This is a genomic window from Streptomyces sp. NBC_01546, assembly GCF_045208355.1.
GTDB lineage: Bacteria > Actinomycetota > Actinomycetes > Streptomycetales > Streptomycetaceae > Streptomyces.
Genome location: NZ_CP109379.1, coordinates 5,569,532 through 5,588,952 on the forward strand (window position 1 = coordinate 5,569,532; position 19,421 = coordinate 5,588,952).

The window sequence follows — 19,421 nt, forward strand, 5'->3', positions numbered from 1 at the left end:
TTTGGTGCTCGGGGGCGTAGGGGCGGGCGGGCGGGGGCTTCGGGGATCGGGGTGTCAGCGGGGCGGGATCAGGGAGGGTTTGGGGGTTTCCCGTCAGTCCCACTGTCTCCCCGGGTCGGGCCGGCCTGTAAAGGGCGCTCCCTTCGGTCGCGTCGCTTCGCGATGGCCTTCGGCCACCCTTGACCGACCGTCCCGCCCCGGAAAGACAGGACTGTCGGGAAGCCCCCAAAAGAACGGTCCACCGGTTCCATGGACGGGCAGGAGCCATCAGGGACCGGCTCCCTGGTTCCCAGGGGGCGGGGTTTGCGCCCGGGCCCGTAGGGAGCGGGTGCGGGGTCGGTGGGCGCGTCAGATCGCTACACACTTCTCGCCCATGGCGCCCTGCGGCCGTCTGGGGCTGGACATAAGCCGCCCACGATCACCGCAGGCCTCGCCGTCACGCGACAGCGGGTCGTTTGTCCCTATTTGACAGCGAGTTGAGAGCCAATCGATCTCTTCTCGGAGCGAGAGACCCAAAAGTCCGGCACCAGACTCCGTCAGGGCGTTTTCTCTGCCCCAACCGCCCGCAGACGCCCTCCAAGAGCGTCAACTGACGGTCTGGGGCGGCTTATGTCCAGCCCATGTCGGGCTGATCGCCGCCAGATCACCTCAGGCGGGCAGCGACCAGCGGGCGGCCTATTCCCAGCCCCAGACGGCCCGCAGCCGCCAAGCAATGAGCAAGTGTGTAGCGATCTGACGCGCCCACCGACCCCGCGCCCGCTCCTGATGGGCTCGGGCTCAGACCCTGCCCCTGGCCACCAAGGATTCGGTCCCTGATTGCCCCTGCTCGTTCATGGAACCAGTGGACCGTTCTTTTGGGGGCTTCCCGACAGTCCTGTCTTTCCGGGGCGGGACGGTCGGTCAAGAGTGGAGCGCAGCGACATCGCGAAGCGACGCGACGAAGGAGCGCTCTTGAGGGACCGGCCCGACCCGGGGAGGCAGTGGGACTGACGGGAACCCCCAAACCCTCCCTGATCCCGAGCAACCGGCACCCCGACCCCCGAAGCCCCCGCCCCGCCCACCCATCACCCCCGCACGGGGGCGGGTTCAGGCCTTTTCCGGGGCCTTTTCCGGGGCCGTCAGGTCGATCAGGCGGCAGACCGTTTCGATGTCGATCTTGACCTGGGCGATCGAGGCGCGGCCCGAGAGCCAGGTGATCAGGGCCGAGTGCCAGGTGTGCTCGATGACGCGGACCGCCGAGAGCTGTTCCGCCGTCGGCGGGGCGTCCAGGCCCATCGCGTCCAGGATGATCGCCGTGGTCAGCCGGGACACCGTGTCCACCTCGGGGCTCACGCTGCGGTCCGCGAAGGTCAGCGCCCGCACCATCGCGTCCGCGAGGTGCGGTTCCCGCTGGAGGGCCCGGAAGGCCCGCATCAGCGTCTCCGCGACCCGCGCCGCCGGGTCGTCCCCGGCCGGCGGGCGCTTGCGCAGCGTCGTGTGCATGTGCTGGAGCTGGTCCTGCATGGTGGCGACCAGCAGGTGCACCTTGGACGGGAAGTAGCGGTACAGGGTGCCCAGAGCCACGCCGGCCGCCTCGGCGACCTCGCGCATCTGGACCGCGTCGAAGCCGCCCCGGCTGGCCAGCTGGGCGCTGGCGTGCAGGATCCGGCGGCGGCGCGCCTCCTGGCGCTCCGTCAGGGGAGGCGACGCCGGTGTGGTGACGGCCTTCACTTCCGCTGTCATGTGTCCCGTTGTCCCGTTCCGTGTCGTTGCGCGAGCTGATTCCGGGCCGATCGGGAGTCAGCATGGCAGGCGCCCAGTCGTGGCGCGAATCACCTGCTCCGCCTCTTACGGTGTAGTTTCCGGCCGGTAGATTCAATGGTCTTCAACGGATCAAGTCTGAAACTTGTTCTACATTATCCGAGCGGTTACGCTCCGGCGAAAGTTGCAGGGAGAAGGGGGCCGAGAGTGACCGCTGAGGCCATGGTGACGAGCCCTTTCGCGGGTTCCGCCACCGACGGCGACCGCCCGCTGCGCATCGCACTCCTCACCTATAAGGGGAACCCGTTCTGCGGCGGCCAGGGCGTCTACGTCCGCCACCTCTCGCGCGAGCTCGTACGCCTGGGACACTCCGTCGAGGTCGTCGGAGCGCAGCCCTACCCGGTGCTCGACACGGGCGCCACCCTCACCGAGCTCCCGAGCCTCGACCTCTACCGGCAGCCCGACCCCTTCCGGACCCCCAAGCGCGGCGAGTACCGGGACTGGATCGACGCCCTCGAGGTCGCCACCATGTGGACCGGCGGATTCCCCGAGCCGCTGACCTTCTCCCTGCGGGCCCGGCGCCATCTCGCCGCCCGCGCCGGTGAGTTCGACGTCATCCACGACAACCAGACCCTGGGCTACGGACTCCTCGGCGACCTCGGCGCCCCGCTGGTCACCACGATCCACCACCCCATCACCGTCGACCGGCAGCTCGACCTCGACGCCGCGAAGGACCGCAAGAAGCGGGCCTCCGTACGCCGCTGGTACGCCTTCACCCGCATGCAGGGCCGCGTCGCCCGCCGGCTGCCCTCCGTACTCACCGTCTCCGGCTCCTCCAAGCAGGAGATCGCCCAGCACCTGGGCGTCCAGGACGGCCGCATCCACGTGGTGCACATCGGCGCCGACACCGACCTGTGGTCCCCGGACGCCTCCGTCGCCGAGGTCCCGGGCCGCATCGTCACCACCTCCAGCGCCGACGTGCCGCTCAAGGGGCTCGTCCACCTCGTCGAGGCGCTCGCGAAGCTGCGTACCGAGCAGCCCGACGCCCACCTCGTCGTCGTCGGCAAGCGCGCCGAGAAGGGGCCGGTCGCCCGCGCCATCGAGACGTACGGGCTCCAGGACGCGGTCCGCTTCGTCAAGGGCGTCACCGACGCCGAACTCGTCGACCTCGTCCGCAGCGCCCAGGTCGCCTGCGTGCCCTCCCTCTACGAGGGCTTCTCGCTCCCGGCCGCCGAGGCCATGGCCACCGGCACCCCGCTCGTCGCCACCACCGGCGGGGCGATCCCCGAGGTCGCCGGCCCCGACGGCGAGACCTGCCTCGCGGTGCCCCCCGGCGACGCGGGAGCGCTGGCCGCCGCGCTCGGCCGGATGCTGGGGGACCCGCAGCTGCGCGCCCGCCTCGGCGCCGCCGGACGCGACCGGGTCCTGGCACGCTTCACCTGGGCCAAGGCCGCCGAGGGCACCGCCGCGCACTACCGCGCCGCCATCGCGCAGGCCGCCCGTACCCGCCGCCCGCGGTGACGGCCCACCAGACTCTGCTTCCCCCTCACCACCCCCGCGACCGCGAAGGCAGGACCCCGTGCTGACCGTCGATTTCTCCCGGTTCCCGCTCGCCGCAGGCGACCGCGTACTCGATCTGGGCTGCGGCGCAGGCCGGCACGCCTTCGAGTGCTACCGGAGAGGCGCCCAGGTGGTCGCGGTCGACCGCAACGGCGAGGAGATCCGCGAGGTCGCCAAGTGGTTCGCCGCGATGAAGGAGGCCGGCGAGGCCCCGGCCGGTGCCACCGCCACGGCCATGGAGGGCGACGCGCTCGCGCTGCCCTTCCCCGACGAGTCCTTCGACGTCGTCATCATCTCCGAGGTGATGGAGCACATCCCCGACGACAAGGGCGTGCTCGCCGAGATGGTCCGCGTCCTCAAGCCCGGCGGCCGCATCGCCATCACCGTGCCGCGCTACGGCCCCGAGAAGATCTGCTGGGCGCTCTCCGACGCCTACCACGAGGTCGAGGGCGGCCACATCCGCATCTACAAGGCGGACGAGCTGCTCGGCAAGATGGAGGCCGCCGGCCTCAAGCCGTACGGCACGCACCACGCGCACGGGCTGCACTCCCCGTACTGGTGGCTCAAGTGCGCCTTCGGCGTCGACAACGACAAGGCGCTGCCCGTCAAGGCGTACCACAAGCTCCTGGTCTGGGACATCATGAAGAAGCCCGCGCTCACGCGCCTCGCGGAGCAGGCCCTCAACCCGGTCATAGGCAAGAGCTTCGTGGCGTACGCGACCAAGCCGCACCTCCCGGTCCTCCCCGACGGCGACACGAAGTGAGCTCGCCGGGGCGCACCGAACACCTCGTCCTGGACGGGGTGCTGACCGCGGACCAGGCCGCCGAGACGGTGGCGGGGATCCTCGCCGCACAGCGCGCGGACGGGGCCATCCCGTGGTTCCGCGGCCACCACCTCGACCCGTGGGACCACACCGAGGCCGCGATGGCCCTGGACGCGGCCGGCGAACACGAGGCCGCCGAGCGGGCGTACGCATGGCTGGCCCGGCACCAGAACCAGGACGGCTCCTGGTACGCGGCCTACGCCGACCGGGCGGAGGGCGTGGACACCGCCGAGCCGCAGGACGCGAGCCGGGAGAGCAACTTCACGGCATACATAGCCGTCGGCGTCTGGCACCACTACCTGTCCACCGGCGACGACGCCTTCCTGGACCGGATGTGGCCCGCCGTGTACGCGGCCGTGGAGTGCGTGCTCACCCTCCAGCAGCCCGGCGGCGAGATCGGCTGGAAGCGGGAGGCCGACGGCACGCCCGTCACGGACGCCCTGCTGACCGGCTCCTCCTCCATCCACCAGGCCCTGCGCTGCGCGCTGGCCATCGCCGAGCACCGCGAGGAGCCGCAGCCCGACTGGGAACTCGCGGCGGGCGCGCTGCGGCACGCGATCCGCCGCCACCCCGAGCGGTTCCTCGACAAGAACCACTACTCGATGGACTGGTACTACCCGGTCCTCGGCGGGGCCCTGACCGGGCCCGAGGCCAAGGCGCGCATCGAGGAGCGCTGGGACGAGTTCGTCGTGGCGGACCTGGGAGTGCGCTGCGTCCTGCCGAACCCGTGGGTGACGGGCGGCGAGTCCTGCGAGCTGGCGCTCGCGCTGTGGGCGACGGGGGAGTCGGACCGGGCGCTGGAGATCCTGCGCTCGATCACGCACCTGCGCGCCGACAACGGCATGTACTGGACGGGGTACGTGTTCCAGGACAAGGCGGTGTGGCCGGTCGAGCAGACCACCTGGACCGCCGGGTCCCTGCTGCTCGCCGTCGCGGCGCTGGGCGGCGACGAGGCCACCACCGAGGTGTTCGGCGGGACCTCGCTCCCGGCCGGGCTGGAGCCGGACTGCTGCGGCTCCTAGGGCTTTCCTAGCGGCGGTAGAGCCAGCCGGCGACGGCGTGGCCGACGAGGAGGTACGCCACGGCCGCCAGGCCGTAGCCGAACACGACCTGGACCCACTCGCGGCTGAAGGTGAACAGGTCGTAGGACCAGCCGGCCAGCCAGGTGGCGGTGTCGTGGACGAACTCCACCAGCTCGTTGCCCCGGTTGGCGTCGAGCAGGTACAGCAGGATCCACAGGGCGATCACGAAGGCGAGCACGTCCGCCACCAGTGCGACGGCCCGGCCTGCCTGATTGCTTCCTCGGGCGTGTACTCGGGTGTGCGTGTGTGAGGGCATGTTGCGCGTCTTGCCGCCCGGGCGCGCCGCAAACCCGAACGGGTCGCCCAAGTGGCGCAGCTGCGGGGCCGGGGCGAGGCTGCGGGGGACACCCCACTCCCCGGAGGACACCGTGTCCGTACCCACGACCGTTCGATTCCGCCGCGCTCTGACGGCGGTGGTCCTGTCCACCGCGCTGATGGCCGGCGCCACCGCCTGCGGCAGCGACGGCGGTGGCGGCGCGGGGCAGCGCGAGGAGGTCTCCTCGGCCTCGGTGGCGGAACTGGCGGCCCTGGCGGCCGCCGAGCCGGCCGCCGTCGAAGCCGATGAGCTGGCTGCCCCGACGCCCTCGCCCAGCACGTCCGCCGAGAAGCAGAAGTTCGCCAAGACGCGCTTCGTCGCCAACGCCGGGCTCGCGGCCGGGGCGACGTACCAGTGGATCATCAAGCCGTACCGCGCGGGCAAGTTCAAGAAGGGCGCGAAGGGCCGTACGTTCGCCCTCATCAAGGCAGGTCTCGCGGGTGCCTTCGCGTACAACCGGCTGAAGGCGGCCTCCGAAAACGCCAAGGGCGACCCGCTGCTGTCGAAGGCGATGGTCCCGCTGACGGCGGGCATCGAGTCGCTCAAGGGCCTGGGCAGCAAGCTCCGCAAGGGCCAGGCGGGTGACGCCGACATCAGCTCCTTCGACAACGTCATCAACGGCGTCAAGGAAGCGGGCAAGAGCGCGGGCGCCGAGGTGACCGACAAGGTCCCGAGCGTCTCCCAGCTGGGCGGATAGCGCAGCGCGGCGGCAGCGCGGCCCGGGCCCGGCGGCCTGTTTCAATGGTCGCGTGATCGAGATGGTGGTGGTCGTCCTCGCCGCCGCGGGAGCCGGGTGGCTCCTGCGGCGCAAGCACCTCGCGCGGACGGCCACCGGCCCCGTCCCCGGGATCCCGGGGATGGCGCGCCGGCCCGCCGGCGAGGGGCGCTGGCGGGCGGGGCGGGTGTACGCCGACGAGGGCGCGGCCCGCTGGGTCCCGCAGCGCGGTGAGCCCGTACCGCTGCCCGGCGGGCGCGCCACCGGGGTGCGGGTCCCCTCCGTGAAGGAGGGCATCTCCATCAACCCCGGCTCGCGGATCGTCACCTGCACCTACGAGGGCGGCGGGAGCATCGAGATCGCCGTCATGCCACTGGACCTGCGCGAGCTGCTGGAGGCCGTCGGGCAGACGGACACGGACACCCCCTCGCCCTGACGCGCCGGGAGCCCCGGTCACCGCGGTGTGCGCGGTGACCGGGGCTCCGGTGTGCTGCGGTGTTCCCCGATAGGGGCTAGCCCTGGGTGAAATAGCCGAACAGGTCGGTGATCACGTGGGTGCTGCCGCCGTAGCTGTTCCAGATGCCGACGCGGCCGTCCGCCACCGGCGTGGTCACGTGGTTGGGGACGGTGATGCCGGGGATCGTCTGGAGGCTGCTGGCCTCGGGCCGCGTGCCGCCGTGGCCGTAGACGGTGAGGAAGCCGGGCCCGGTGGTGTCCGTGGCGGTCACGTTCAGGGCCGCGCCGAGCGCGTTCCCCGGGATCCCGGCGACGGTGGTGCTGGCGCCGGGGGCGAGCTTGCCGGTGGTGCGGGTGTCGGCCAGACGCTGCGGGACGACGGGGGTGAAGAGGGCCTTGCCGTCCTTGGCGTAGTAGCCCACCGCGTCCAGGATCAGGTGGGTGGAACCGGTGTTGGTGTAGAGGGTGATGGTGCCGTTCGGGCCGACCGGGACGATGGCCTGGTTGGACTTGTCCTTGCCGGGCTCCACGTTCAGGTTCGAGGTGGTGGGCCGCTTGGCCGGGTCCGGGTAGGCGATGACGTGGCCGTTCTCCGTCGAGCCCGTGCCGGTCAGGTTCAGCGCGACGGCCGTGGCGTCGGCCGGGATGCCGTTGACGCCGGCGACCTTGACGGTGCGGGTCTGCCCGCCGCCCAGCGCGCCGCCGGTGGTGCGGGTGTCGACGACGCGGGTCGGGGCGAGCGGCGAGAAGCGCTGGCCGGTGTTGGGCTGGTAGTAGCCGACGAAGTCGACGATCAGCGCGGCCTTGCCGGAGTTGAGCTGGGCGGAGACCTTGCCGTCGGCGCCGATGGGCACGGTGACGGTGTTGGAGGAGGTGCCGCCCGCCTTGATGTTGACGTTCGAGGTGACGGGGCGGGGCTGGCCGGAGGGCCAGACGCTGAGGTGGGTGTCCTCGGTGGACCCGGTGACCGTCACGTTCAGGACCGCCGCGGAGGCGCCGGCCGTGTGGCTCTGGCCCCAGCTGTACTGGGCGATCGGCAGGGTGATCGGGGTGGCGGTGCCGCCCTGGACGGGCGCGTCGGTGGTGCGGGTGTCCAGTACGCGGGAAGGGGCGAGGGGGACGTAACCGGCCGGGGTGTAGCCGACCTGCACGGTCCGCTCGGCCGTGGAGGTGGCGCCCTTGGCGTCCTGGAGGGTCACCGTCACCTTGTACGTGCCGGGCATCTTGTAGGCGTGGCGGGTGATGATCAGCGGGTCGCTGACCTCCTTGGCACCGTCCCCGTAGTCCACGTCCATCCGCACGATCGGCCACGGCGTGGTGGAGCTCCGCGGGTCGACCTCGATGGCCAGCGGAGCCACGAACACGCTCTGGTCGTCCGCGTTCGGCAGGTACGGCTTGGTGGTGAAGGCCGTGGTCAGCGAGCCGGCGGCGGTCACGTTGGCCGTCTGCTGGCCCTGGGCCTTCTGACCGGCGACGTTGACCGCCGTCACCGTGACGACGCATGCGCACGGCGCGCTGTACACGTGCTCGGCGGTGGTGGCCTTGGTGACCACCGGGGCGGTGCCGTCACCGAAGTCGTACTGGTAGGTGAGCGCGGCGGCCCAGCTGCTGTCCGAAGTGGCCTTCGCCTTCACCGTGGAGCCGACCGGGGCCCAGCCCTGTTCGAGCTCCACCCGGACGTTCCGCAGGTCGTCCTGTGTTTCTTTCTCACCGCGGTCGATGTACCCCCCGTCCTTACCGGTGTTGGGCACGCGAGGGTCGTCTGCGACAGGTCGCCCGTAGAAGTCGACGGGCAGCACGCCCGGTGCCGTCGGGTCGCCGGAGTCGACGATGAGGGATCCGCTCCCCGTCCGTTCCGGGGTCAGGATGTCGTAGGAGCCCTGGCCGGTCGCGGCGTGGAAGGCGGCCTGCTCCTGGTAGGGGGTGCCGGCCCACTTGTAGGCCACTCGGGCGTCGCTGAAGGGGCCGGTGATCAGGTTGGAGTCGGCGCGGGTGCCGGCGGCCGCGCTCTGCGCGACCGTGATGCCGTACCGCGGACCGGGCGCCGGGCACCCGGCGTCGGACTCCGTGTGGATCAGATTGTTGAACAGGGCCGAGGCCGTGGAGGCACCACCGAGGGAGACGGCTGCCTCGCACTCGAGGTAGATCGTGTTGTTGGTGACAACGGTGCCGGGCGCATCGAACGTGGTGACCGCCGCATCGACGTATCCGTGCAGCCGGTTGCGGCTCAGTACGGTGCCCTGGGCCCCCTCGATCCGGACGGAGGTCGCCAGCTGGCTGCGGATGAGGCGTACGTTCGAGCTTCCCGCGCCGATCGTGAGGCTGTCGGGGTCGTTGCCACCGATGTGGAACTGTTCCAGCTCCACATCGGTGGAGCCGGTGATTTTGAGACCGGTCGTGGCGTACATCCCTCGGACCGCTACGTGGGAAGCGCCGGTAACGGTCAGGCCCTTGCCGGCCGCCAGCGAGAACTGGCCCACGTTCGGTGACGTGCCGCCGATGAAGGTGATCGGCTTGCCCGGCTGGCCGGAACGGCTGATGGTGACGGCTTCGTCGTACGGCTTGCCCGACGCGATGCGCACGGTCTGACCCGGCTGCACGACCTTGACCGCGGCCGAGATCGTGCAGAAGGGGTTGGCGTACGTGCCGGGGCCGGTGTCCGAGCATTCGGAGACCGCGGCATTGTTCACGTAGAGGTTGGCCGGGATGTCGGCGGCGGCCGCGGTGGCCGGCAGGCCGAGGAGGGAGACGAGACCCGCGGTCAGCAGGACCGTCGCACGAGTGGGACGCACCAGAAGTGTTCCTTCGAGCAGAGGATGGCGTGGGTCGCCACGGGTGCGGCGCTTCGCGACCTGTATGCGGCCAGTTCCCCCCGGCGGCAGTCGGGCGCACGCGAAACCCGTAGCGGCAACGATCATCATCCACTTTCGGACAGCCGCTGTCATCTCACATGGTCATATCGGAGCCCTAGTTGTTGAGCTCCGCCAGCACCCGCAGGGTGTGCGGGTCCGGGGCCGTCACGAGCAGGTCCGTGACCGGGCCCTTGCGCCACAGCTCCAGCCGCTCGGCGATCCGCTCGCGCGGTCCCACCAGTGAGATCTCGTCGGCGAAGGCGTCCGGGACGGCGAGGACGGCCTCCTCCTTGCGGCCGGCGAGGAACAGCTCCTGGATGCGGCGGGCCTCCTCCCCGTACCCCATCCGTGCCATCAGATCGGCGTGGAAGTTGCGGGCCGCGTGGCCCATGCCGCCGATGTAGAAGCCGAGCATCGCCTTGACCGGAAGCAGTCCCTCGGCGACGTCGTCGCAGACCTTGGCCCGGGTCATCGGGGCGATCATGAACCCGTCGGGGAGGTCGGTCAGCGAGGCCTGGTACACGTCCGTGCGGGTCGGCGACCAGTACAGCGGGAGCCAGCCGTCCGCGATCCGGGTGGTCTGGGCGATGTTCTTCGGCCCCTCGGCGCCCAGCAGGACCGGCAGGTCCGCGCGGAGCGGGTGGGTGATGGGCTTCAGCGGTTTGCCGATGCCGGTGCCGTCGTCCCCGCGGTACGGGTGCTGGTGGAAGCGGCCGTCCAGCGCGACCGGGCCCTCGCGGCGCAGCACCTGCCGGATGACGTCGACGTACTCGCGGGTCGCGGTGAGCGGGCTCGAGGGGAAGGGACGCCCGTACCAGCCCTCGACGACCTGCGGGCCGGACAGGCCCAGGCCCAGCATCATCCGGCCGCCGGAGAGGTGGTCCAGGGTGAGGGCGTGCATGGCGGTGGCGGTGGGGGAGCGCGCGGCCATCTGCGCGATGGCGGTGCCGAGCCGGATCCGCGAGGTGTGCGCGGCGATCCAGGTGAGCGGGGTGAAGGCGTCCGAGCCCCAGGCCTCGGCGGTCCACACCGAGTCGTAGCCGAGGTTCTCGGCCTCGGTGGCGAGGTCGAGGTGGTGCGGGCCGGGGCCGCGGCCCCAGTAGCCGAGTGCGAGTCCGAGGCGCATGAACGGTCCCCTCCGCGATGCCGACAGCTGCGGGCCATTTCTGACGGTGCGTCAGGTGACTGTAGGGCAACGGCCCCCCGCCCGGAAGGGCGGGGGGCCGTGCTCGCAAGGTCCGGGGATCAGCCGCGCTGGATGCCCGAGGTGTCGCTCAGGACGCCGCGGCGGCCGTCCTGGGTCTGGGCGACCAGGGTGGCCGCGTCACGCTGCTCGACCGCCAGGTACCAGGTGCCCGGGGCGAGTTCGGCGATCGGGTTGGGGGAGCCGTCCTCGGCGAAGAGGGGGCGGGCCACCGGAACGGCGAACCAGTACGGGGTGAAGTCGGCCGCGGGAGCCGGGGAGGCCTCCTGCGGAGCCGGGGTCGGCGTCGGGGCCGGGGTGGGGGTGCCGCCGTACGGCGGGACCGGCTGCGGGGTGGAGCCGTAGGGCTGCGGCTGCTGCTGCCCGCCCGGGTAGCCGTACCCGGCACCCGGCTGGGGCTGGCCCGCGTACGGCGGGACGGCGGCGGGCTTCGGGTCCGGCACCAGCTGGCCGGCCAGCGCCGGGACCTTGGCGCTGAACAGGGCCACGCCGGCCAGGGCCAGGGTGGCGAGGAAGGACAGGATGGCGCCGGCGCCGAGGTCGACCGCGCTCGGGCAGGTGATCAGCGCCCACAGCGCGGACCAGGCGGCCGACACGGCGAGCACGGTGCCCCAGGCGGCCAGCGGCAGCCCGAGCACCTTGCGGGTCTCGGGCTGGAAGCGGCCGGCGATCAGCAGGCCGGCGGCGATGAACCCGATCAGGAAGACGCTGGGGAGCACGAGTCGGTAGGAGTCGGTGTCCCACGCGCTCGGCAGGTCGCCACCGGTGGTGGAGTAGAAATCGAGGAACGAGGCGATGAACAGCAGCACCGCTGCTCCGATCACCACGCCGTCGCCTCGAGTGAGGGAGCGGATGTTCACGTCTTAGGTGTCCTTCTCGGTCTCGGTCGTCTCGTGGTGCCGCGGTCGCAGAACGTGCCTGGAGCGGGGCGGGCGGCACCATGGTACGGAGTCTCCCGCGGCCGAGAAGATCGGGGCTGCGGGGGAGCCCCGGGAGAGTACCGGAACTGATCACAGTGCATCTGGTCTTTCCGGATCTGAACCATGTAGGCGGTAACCCACGGGCACAGTAGGGGCGTGAAGGCAGATGCGGGGCGCAAGTACCGTGCGTACCCCACCGCTGAGCAGGACCAAGTGCTCATCAGGTGGGGTCACACGGCGCGTGCTCTGTGGAATGTGGCTCTTGAACAGCGCGTGTACCTGTGGGACCAGCGCCGCTACACCCTGCGGTCGGCTGAGCAGTGCCAGTACCTGACGGCCGCTCGTACGGATCTCAACTGGATCGGTGATCTGCCCGCGCAGGCGGGGCAGCAGATTCTGCGTCAGCTGGACCGGGCGTACGACAACTTCTGGAACCCCCGGCATTCGGCCCGGTTTCCGGCGCGGAAGAAGCGTGGTCACCATCTGTCGGTCCCGTTTCCCGGGCAGGCGGTGGAGGCCCGCAAGCTGAACCGGCATTGGGCTGAGGTGCGTCTGCCGAAACTTGGCTGGCTGCGGTTTCGGCTCTCCCGCAGCCTCGGGGCACGATCCGCAATGCCACCGTGTCCCGGGACGGCAACGGATGGCACATTTCCTTCGGTGTCCACACCGGCCGCAAGCCGGACGGGCCGAACGGAAAGCCCGCGTGCGGGGTGGACTTCGGCGTCTCCGCGTCCGCTTTCGTCTCCACCGAGAGCGCACCCCGGCTCATGACGCCGACGCTGACCGCCAACGAACGCAAGCGGCTCAAGGCGCTGGAGCAGCGCAAGGCCCGCCAAATCACCTACGCGAAGAAACACAACGGAGGTGCGTACAGCCGCCGCCTGCGCACGACGATCGCCCAGATCGCAAAGCTCACCACCCGGCGGGCCAACCGGCGGCGCGACTTCACGCACAAGCTCACCACCGACCTCGCCAAAAACCACGGCCTGATCGGTATCGAGGACCTGCGTGTGAAGAGTATGAGCAAGTCTGCGAAGGGAACCGCAGAGAAGCCGGGGAAGAACGTCCGGGCGAAGGCCGGGCTGAACCGGTCAGTCCTCGACAACGCCCCGGGCGAGCGGAGGCGCCAGCTCGAGTACAAGTGCCGCATGTACGGGTCCGTGCTCGTGGCGGTGCCGCCGTTCCACACCTCTCAGACCTGCGCAGCCTGCGGACTGGTCGATCCCGGATCCCGTAAGGGATGCGGTCGGCTGTTCGCCTGTACCCGGTGCGGGCATGAGGACGATGCCGACCACAATGCCTCGGTCGAGATCGAGGCCCGAGCCCGCCGGACGGGTGGCTCGGACATCAACAGCACGCGCAGCACTCCCAAGGTGCGAGTCCCGGCCAGCGGCCGGAGGCGGATGCGTGAAGCCCCGACGCCCGCCCACGCGAGCTGAAGGGAATCGCCTCCAGCCATGGAGGCGAGATCGTCAACCGCCGAGGAAGCCTACGACTCCGTCCGCGATGCCCTGGGCCGCCTTCTGGCGCCACTCCGGACTCGTCAGCTGCGCCGCGTCCTTGGCGTCACGCATGTTGCCGCATTCGATGAACACCTTGGGCTGAGTTGACAGGTTCAGTCCCCCGAGGTCGTCGCGGACGACCAAGCCGGTCCCGCTGCCGAGGTAGTTGGCGGGGGCCGATCTGGTGGTCCGGGCGAAGTTGCCGGCGATCCGCTCGCCGAGCCGGCGGGAGGGTTCGACGATCGCCGCGGTGTCGGCGGCGCCGCCCTTGACCTTGGCGGGGAGGATGACGTGGTAGCCGCGGCTGCCCGCCGAGACGCCGTCGGCGTGGACGGAGACGACGGCGTCGGCCTTCGCCTCGTTGCCGATGCGGGCGCGCTCGTTGATGCAGGGGCCCCAGGGGCGGTCGGCCTCGTGGGTGAGGACCACCTTCGCGCCCTGCGCCTCCAGGACGGTCCGCAGGCGCAGGGAGACGTCGAGGGTGAACTCGGCTTCCATGTAGCCGGAGTTGGTGGTGGTGCCGGTGGTGTCGCACTCCTTGCGGGCCGTGCCGATGTCCACCTGCTGGTCGATCTCGTCGGTGTGCTGGAAGTTGCCGGTGTTGTGGCCGGGGTCGATGACGACGGTCCGGCCGGTCAGCGGGCCCTTGGCGGCGGCGGCGGGGGCGGCGGGCGCGGAGGGGGAGGCGGCCGGGTTCCCGCCCGTCGAGACGGGCGGCTTCGCGTCGTGCCCCTCCGCCCGCCCGGCCCCGGTCAGGACCTGGGTCAGCACCCAGCCCGCCAGGCAGGCCGGGGCGAGCGCCGCGACCGCGACGACCAGCGTGGAGCGGCGGGTGAACCAGGGCCGGTCGGAGGGGACCGGCGAGGCGGACTCGGGGGGCGGGGGGCTGTCGTGGTAGCGCACGCGGCGATGCTAGACCGGGGTCCCCCGGCCCGTACGGACCATGGGCCATCCGAGGGCGCGGTGCGATTGTCGGGTAAGCGGCATTCGGGTGGACAGGCCCCCGGACAAGCCCTAGATGCCCTGGCCGGTGCGGCGCAGTACGCGCAGGGAGTCGGTCACCGAGACCTCCTCGAAGGCACCGGAGGCCAGCGCGCGCAGGTAGATCCGGTACGGGGCCTGGCCGCCGTCGGCCGGGTCCGGGAACACGTCGTGGATGACGAGCGTCCCGCCCTCGGCCAGGTGCGGGGCCCAGCCCTCGTAGTCGCCGGTGGCGTGCTCGTCGGTGTGGCCGCCGTCGACGAAGACGAAGCCGAGCGGGCCGCCCCAGGTGGCGGCGACCTGCGGGGAGCGGCCGACGATCGCGATCACGTGGTCCTCCAGCCCGGCCTTGTGGAGGGTGCGGCGGAAGGTGGGCAGGGTGTCCATCAGGCCGACCTCCGGGTCCACGACCGTCGGGTCGTGGTACTCCCAGCCGGGCTGCTGCTCCTCGCTGCCGCGGTGGTGGTCGACGGTGATCGCGGCCACCCCGGCCTCGCGGGCGGCGTCGGCCAGCAGGATCGTCGAGCGCCCGCAGTACGTCCCGACCTCCAGCAGCGGCAGCCCGAGCGCCCCGGCCGCGACGGCGGCCTCGTACAGGGCGAGCCCCTCCCGTACGGGCATGAACCCCTTGGCTGCCTCGAAGGCGGCGAGGGTCTCCGGCTTGGGGGTGGCCATGGTTCCTCCGACGGTGAGCGTGTGTGGCGGCCCATGGTGCCCTACCGCCGAGTAGCGGTCCATGCCGGGGCCGCCGGGACCGCGGCAGGGATCCGGCGCCCGGGCGGATCAGTCGGCGAAGCGGGAGCCGAAGCCGAGTCCGGCGGTCGCCGCCAGGCCGGCCTCGCCGGGGAGGACCAGCCGGGAGCCGGGCGCGGCGACCTTCGCGCCGTTGGACGGCAGGTAGGTGACCGAGCCGCTGTTGCCGCCGTCCGCGTCGCCGGATCCGACGATCAGGTCCGCCTTGCCGTCCTTGTTCGCGTCCGTCAGCGTGACCGCGATGCCGAACTGCTCGGCCCGCCGGGCGTCGCCGGGGACCCCGGGAGAGGTGCGGTTCACCGCCTGCACGCCGGCGCCCGTGACGAGGCCGGACGCCGACCCCCGGAACACGTGCACCCCTCCGGCGAGCGAGACCGGGTCGAGGGACTCTCCGTACGATCCGACCGCAAGGTCCTGGTATCCGTCGCCGTCGATGTCACCGAGTGCGAGGGAGACGCCGAATTCGTCGCCCTGCTCGCTCGCGCCGGGCACTCCGGGCGTGTTCTGGTCGATGACGGCCGGGGTCGCGGACGGTCCGGCGGCCGAGCCGTACGCGACGAGGATCTGGCCGCCCTTGCCCGCCGACCTGTTGCCGATGACGACGTCCCCGTACCCGTCGCCGTTGATGTCCCCGACGGCCTGCTCGTCGCCCGCCCCGAGGTCCTTCGCGGCACCGGGGAGGAGACCGGTGGGGCTGCCGGGCACGTAGTGGTTCAGGCCGGATACGGCGCCGGCCAGCACCAGGTCGTCGCGGCCGTCGCCGTCGACGTCCCCGCTCGCGAGGCCTTCGAGGTCGTGGGTGAGGCGGAAGCCGAGCGGGGTCTTCACGGGTGCGGCCTGCCGGCCGGACCTGGCGATGTTCCTGAAGGTGTAAAGCGTGCTGTTCGCGGTCGCGTTGGTGGACGCGGCCACGACGAGCTCGTCCTTGCCGTCCCCGTCGAAGTCGCCGACCGCGAGCTTCCCGCCCCAGGTGCGCCGGTTCTGGATGCCGGGACTGGCGAGCTTGTCGGGGTCCTCGAGCGTGACGCCGTCGGTCAGACCGCCCTTGGATCCCCATACGACGGTGAGCAGGCCGGCGCCCTCGTTCTCGTGGTGCGCCGTCACGGCCAGGTCGCAGAAGCCGTCGCCGTCGAAGTCGCCGGCCGCCGAGACGCCGCCGAAGCCCTCGTAGGCCTCCGCGGTGTCGGGTATGCCGGGCGACTCCTGGCTGAGCAGCTGCCGCTTGGACGCCGTGACCCCGCCGGCGGACCCGTAGAGCACGACCACCTGGCCCGCGGCCTTCACCTCGCCGACCTTCGCGTTCGGCGCGCCCACGACGACGTCGGCGAAGCCGTCGCCGTTGAAGTCGCCCTTCGGGGCGGGCGCGTCCGCGGCCGCCGCAGTCCCCGCCGGCAGGAGCAGGCCGCCACCGGCGACGGCGGCCACGGTGAGGGCGGCGAGGGCGGTGCGGAGGTTCGGTCTCATGCGGGTCCTTCGGCACAGTGGGAAGATCGCCGAGTAGACCGGCCGCGTCGCCCGATGGTTGTACGTGGCACGAGGGCGTTTCGCGTCACACTCGAACCACGCCGTCCTGAATGTGGGCGCTCTGCCGCCGGCTTCGGCTCCCGCGACTCAACTTCCCTGGGAATCACCTCCCTTGGCGCACGACGCGGATCTAGCATCGCCGGATGAGCGGGTATCAGTACCTGTACCGCGGCGAGCTCTGGATGTGGGACACGGGGCGCGAGCAGGCCGTGTACGAACAGGCCGTGAACGACTGCCTGCGGGACTCGCGGGTGGGCCGACGCCTCGGCCGTCGGCCCGGCGTGACCGAGGAGGCGGTGCGGCAGGCCATGTGGCGGGCCGCCAACGTCCACCGCGCCCTGGAGCCGTGCGAGGCGACGCACCTCGAGTTACGAGAGGCGATGCTGCGGCTGTCGGAAGCACGCCACGGGCCGTTCGCGGCGCTGACCGCATGGCGGCCCTTCTCGTTCTGGCGTCTCTGGGCGATGTTCTTCTCCCTGACCTTCCTGGTGGGTGCCCTGACCGGCGACCGCGCCCTCCTCGCGCTCGCCATCGCGGCGGTCTTCGGGCTGCTGGCCGTGGTGCCGGTGCCCGGGGCGTTCTCCGGGGGCCGCACCGCCGAGCCGGAGCTGTGGGCCGGTCCCCTGCTCCGGCCGGTGCTGGTCGCGACCGCCAGGCGGGCGGAGCGCGCATGGGCGCGGGATCTGGTGGAGGCGGGTGTCGGGCCGCTGACGCTGCGGGTGGTCGACGCGCTGCTCGGCGAGGACCCGGACGGCCTGCTGCTGACGGAGAGCCACGCCGGTCTGAGGGCCTCCTACGACCCGGGGTTCCTGGTCCCGGGCCGGGCCGCCGAGCAGCTCCGGCACCGGATGGACCAGTTCGACGGCGGGACGATAGCGGTCTGCGGACCACGGGGCGTGGGCAAGACCACGCTCCTGAGGGACGCGGCGGACACGGCCGAGTTCTCCGTGATGGTGTCCGCGCCGGCGACGTACGCACCGCACGACTTCCTGCTGTCCCTGTTCACCGAGCTGTGCCGGCGCCACCTGGCCGCTGAGGGGCATCCGGCCCCCGACTTCGTCCGGCTCTCCGCCACCCGCCGACTGCTGCGCCGGGTCGGCCCGTACGTACGGCGCCTGCTGCGGCTGCTCGCCGTCGGGATCCCCGCCGCCGCGCTGGTGGTCCTGGGCATGGCCGCGACGGTGCATTCGCTGGCCGAGCGGCCGGCGCCGCTGCTGCGGGGCACGTACGACACGGCCGTGGAGCTGGCCGGGAGCTGGATCCCACGGATCTGGCGGGGAGAGGAGCTCGGCGCGGCCCTGGTGGTGACCTGCGCCGGGCTCCTTGTGTGGCGGCTGCGCCGCGAGGCGTGGGCGGCGACGCTCCTGCGGACGTGCGGTGCGGGTCTGCTGGCGCTGACGGTCCTCGCCCTCAAGGTCGGCCCGTTCGTCTCCCTCGCCCTGGACGCGCAGGTGCAGGGCCACCTTGTCGCCGCTCTCGGCTTCAGTCCCCTCACCGCTTTCCTCGTGCTCCTCCTCCTCGCGAGCTGCGCCGCCGCCCTGGGTGCCTTCGAGCCGACCGTCCACCTCGGCACGCTCCAGCCCTCCCGCCGGGAGGTCGTCTGGGCGGCGGTGTACCCGGCAGTGCAGTCGCTCCTGCTGGCGGGACTGGCAGCGGCCCTGCTCACGTCGGACGAGGTGCGGGCCGCACTGACCGACCCCGGGAACCCCGCCCGGCTGGCGGCCCTGCTGGCCGGTGTGCTGCTCGGCCGGCTGATCCGCTGGCGTCCGGCCCCGACCGAACCGAAACTGGTGCGGGACTGCCGGGACCAGCTGTACCGGCTGCAGACCGTGCAGACCTCCTCCTCCGGCCTCACCTCCGGCGCCACGCAGCTGCTGACGCTCGGCGGCACCCACACGACCGCCCTGTCCACCGTCCCGCCCAAGTTCCCCGAACTGGTCGCCGACTTCCGCGAGCTGCTCGTCGACATCGCGCAGGAACGGCACGACCGCGAACAGCGGGTGGTCATCGCCATCGACGAGGTGGACCGGCTCGGGTCGGACGCGAAGGCGCGGGAGTTCCTCGCCGAGATCAAGGCGATCCTGGGTGTCCCGCACGTGCACTACCTGATCTCGGTGGCCGAGGACGTCGGGGCCGCCTTCGTCCGGCGCGGACTGCCCCACCGCGACGTGACGGACAGCTCGATCGACGACATCGTCCACATCCAGCCCTGCACGCTCGACGAGTCGAGGGAGATCCTGCGCAAGCGGGCACCGGGCATATCCGATCCGTACGTCCTGCTGGCGCACGCGCTCTCCGGCGGACTTCCGCGGGACCTGATCCGCTACGGCCGCCGGATCATCCAGGCGGAGAGCGCCGCGGGATCCGTGGAACTGCACGACATTTCCAGGGAGATGATTCTGGAGGAGCTGTCCGAGACGCTCGCCGGCTTCCGCACCCTGCTGAGCAAGCAGCAGTGGACCCCGCAGACCGGGGTGGTGCTGACCTCCTTCCGCACCCTGACGGGCCGGCTGCGCTCGGTCGGCGCGACCCCCCGGCAGCCGGGCGACCTGGTGTCGGCCCTGGCGGACTTCGCGCTGCGGGCGCCGCAAGAGCCATTGGGCTTGGCGGACTTCGCGCTGCGGGCGCCGCACGAGGCACTGGGCCTCGCGGAGGACGCGCGGCAGCTCATCGACGAGGCCTCGGCCTACGCGTACTTCTCCCTGACCCTGCTGGACATCTTCGCCGAGGAGGGGTACGGCCGCCGCCGGGAGAGGGCGGAGGCCCAGGGCGCCGACGGCGATCCGGAACTGCTGGCCGAGGCCCGCCGGGAGCTCGCGGTGTCCCCGTACAGCACCCGGCCGCTGCTCTCGGCGATCCGTACGGCATGGGGCCTGTCCACCGGAACCGCCTGAAGCGGCCCCCGGAGGTGGTCAGTTACGTGATTCACGTCACCAGTGCGCGGTCGCGTGGTTACGCTCGGCTACGGAGACCGAAACGAGCTTGAGGGGTGG

At 71.8% G+C, this 19,421-nt stretch carries 15 protein-coding genes; 7 read left to right on the top strand and 8 right to left on the bottom strand.

Translation table 11 applies throughout. The features are described from left to right. Positions 1–1,086 precede the first annotated feature (1,086 nt). A complete protein-coding gene (locus tag OHA89_RS25485; RefSeq protein ID WP_406367193.1) occupies positions 1,087–1,722 on the bottom strand; it encodes a TetR family transcriptional regulator in 636 nt (211 codons plus the stop codon). A gap of 225 nt (positions 1,723–1,947) precedes the next feature. On the opposite strand from OHA89_RS25485, the gene OHA89_RS25490 reads away from it, so the two are divergent. Genes OHA89_RS25490 through OHA89_RS25500 form a run of 3 tightly spaced genes read left to right on the top strand, consistent with a single transcriptional unit; the run spans position 1,948 to position 5,145 of the window. Further along, the gene (locus OHA89_RS25490; protein WP_406367194.1) at positions 1,948–3,261 is read left to right on the top strand and encodes a glycosyltransferase family 4 protein; all 1,314 of its coding nucleotides are present in this window, start codon (positions 1,948–1,950) and stop codon (positions 3,259–3,261) included. 58 nt (positions 3,262–3,319) lie between these two features. Then, complete coding sequence (locus OHA89_RS25495; RefSeq protein ID WP_215140741.1) at positions 3,320–4,063, top strand: class I SAM-dependent methyltransferase; 744 nt, start codon at positions 3,320–3,322, stop codon at positions 4,061–4,063. Then, positions 4,060–5,145 carry a prenyltransferase gene (locus OHA89_RS25500; RefSeq protein WP_266609892.1) on the top strand — a complete coding sequence of 362 codons (1,086 nt, stop codon included), beginning with the start codon at positions 4,060–4,062 and terminating at the stop codon, positions 5,143–5,145. The genes OHA89_RS25495 and OHA89_RS25500 overlap by 4 nt, the downstream gene beginning before the upstream one ends. A gap of 7 nt (positions 5,146–5,152) precedes the next feature. On the opposite strand, the gene OHA89_RS25505 is transcribed toward OHA89_RS25500, so the two are convergent. After that, the gene (locus OHA89_RS25505; protein ID WP_266612417.1) at positions 5,153–5,461 is read right to left on the bottom strand and encodes a hypothetical protein; all 309 of its coding nucleotides are present in this window, start codon (positions 5,459–5,461) and stop codon (positions 5,153–5,155) included. Positions 5,462–5,639: 178 nt separating this feature from the next. Between OHA89_RS25505 and OHA89_RS25510 the strand changes: the two genes are divergently transcribed. Together OHA89_RS25510 and OHA89_RS25515 are read left to right on the top strand one after the other, a co-directional pair. Beyond that, positions 5,640–6,218 (top strand): hypothetical protein, encoded by a 579-nt coding sequence (locus tag OHA89_RS25510; protein ID WP_266612418.1) that lies wholly within the window; start codon positions 5,640–5,642, stop codon positions 6,216–6,218. 52 nt (positions 6,219–6,270) lie between these two features. Further along, positions 6,271–6,672: a hypothetical protein gene (locus OHA89_RS25515; RefSeq protein WP_215140739.1), complete on the top strand. Its 402-nt coding sequence runs from the start codon at positions 6,271–6,273 to the stop codon at positions 6,670–6,672. A gap of 76 nt (positions 6,673–6,748) precedes the next feature. Here the strand turns inward: OHA89_RS25515 and OHA89_RS25520 are convergent, their stop codons facing one another. The 3 genes from OHA89_RS25520 to OHA89_RS25530 all read right to left on the bottom strand — a co-directional run bounded on the left by OHA89_RS25520 (position 6,749) and on the right by OHA89_RS25530 (position 11,608). After that, positions 6,749–9,484, bottom strand: coding sequence for a PKD domain-containing protein (locus OHA89_RS25520; RefSeq protein ID WP_406367195.1), 2,736 nt, complete (start codon positions 9,482–9,484; stop codon positions 6,749–6,751). A 175-nt stretch (positions 9,485–9,659) separates the two neighbouring features. After that, positions 9,660–10,670 (bottom strand): LLM class F420-dependent oxidoreductase, encoded by a 1,011-nt coding sequence (locus tag OHA89_RS25525; protein WP_266609897.1) that lies wholly within the window; start codon positions 10,668–10,670, stop codon positions 9,660–9,662. A 119-nt stretch (positions 10,671–10,789) separates the two neighbouring features. Beyond that, positions 10,790–11,608, bottom strand: a complete 819-nt coding sequence (locus tag OHA89_RS25530; RefSeq protein WP_215140736.1) for a hypothetical protein — start codon at positions 11,606–11,608, stop codon at positions 10,790–10,792. Between the two features lie 680 nt (positions 11,609–12,288). Between OHA89_RS25530 and OHA89_RS25535 the strand changes: the two genes are divergently transcribed. Further along, entirely contained in the window at positions 12,289–13,107 is an 819-nt protein-coding gene (locus tag OHA89_RS25535; RefSeq protein WP_266609900.1) for a transposase, read from the top strand. A 33-nt stretch (positions 13,108–13,140) separates the two neighbouring features. Here the strand turns inward: OHA89_RS25535 and OHA89_RS25540 are convergent, their stop codons facing one another. From OHA89_RS25540 to OHA89_RS25550, 3 genes are all read right to left on the bottom strand, one after another. Continuing rightward, entirely contained in the window at positions 13,141–14,073 is a 933-nt protein-coding gene (locus OHA89_RS25540; protein ID WP_406367196.1) for an N-acetylmuramoyl-L-alanine amidase, read from the bottom strand. A 111-nt stretch (positions 14,074–14,184) separates the two neighbouring features. Beyond that, positions 14,185–14,826: a class I SAM-dependent methyltransferase gene (locus OHA89_RS25545; protein ID WP_266609903.1), complete on the bottom strand. Its 642-nt coding sequence runs from the start codon at positions 14,824–14,826 to the stop codon at positions 14,185–14,187. Positions 14,827–14,934: 108 nt separating this feature from the next. After that, complete coding sequence (locus OHA89_RS25550; RefSeq protein ID WP_266609905.1) at positions 14,935–16,368, bottom strand: FG-GAP-like repeat-containing protein; 1,434 nt, start codon at positions 16,366–16,368, stop codon at positions 14,935–14,937. Positions 16,369–16,571: 203 nt separating this feature from the next. On the opposite strand from OHA89_RS25550, the gene OHA89_RS25555 reads away from it, so the two are divergent. Continuing rightward, positions 16,572–19,322 carry a P-loop NTPase fold protein gene (locus OHA89_RS25555; RefSeq protein ID WP_406367197.1) on the top strand — a complete coding sequence of 917 codons (2,751 nt, stop codon included), beginning with the start codon at positions 16,572–16,574 and terminating at the stop codon, positions 19,320–19,322. The last annotated feature ends 99 nt before the right edge of the window (positions 19,323–19,421 follow it).

Bases quoted from the DNA above. Each gene is read 5' to 3' on its own strand.
- OHA89_RS25555 (WP_406367197.1), top strand. From the start codon at position 16,572: ATGAGCGGGTATCAGTACCTGTACCGCGGCGAGCTCTGGATGTGGGAC.
- OHA89_RS25485 (WP_406367193.1), bottom strand. From the start codon at position 1,722: ATGACAGCGGAAGTGAAGGCCGTCACCACACCGGCGTCGCCTCCCCTG.
- OHA89_RS25505 (WP_266612417.1), bottom strand. From the start codon at position 5,461: ATGCCCTCACACACGCACACCCGAGTACACGCCCGAGGAAGCAATCAG.
- OHA89_RS25545 (WP_266609903.1), bottom strand. From the start codon at position 14,826: ATGGCCACCCCCAAGCCGGAGACCCTCGCCGCCTTCGAGGCAGCCAAG.
- OHA89_RS25510 (WP_266612418.1), top strand. From the start codon at position 5,640: ATGGCCGGCGCCACCGCCTGCGGCAGCGACGGCGGTGGCGGCGCGGGG.
- OHA89_RS25550 (WP_266609905.1), bottom strand. From the start codon at position 16,368: ATGAGACCGAACCTCCGCACCGCCCTCGCCGCCCTCACCGTGGCCGCC.
- OHA89_RS25525 (WP_266609897.1), bottom strand. From the start codon at position 10,670: ATGCGCCTCGGACTCGCACTCGGCTACTGGGGCCGCGGCCCCGGCCCG.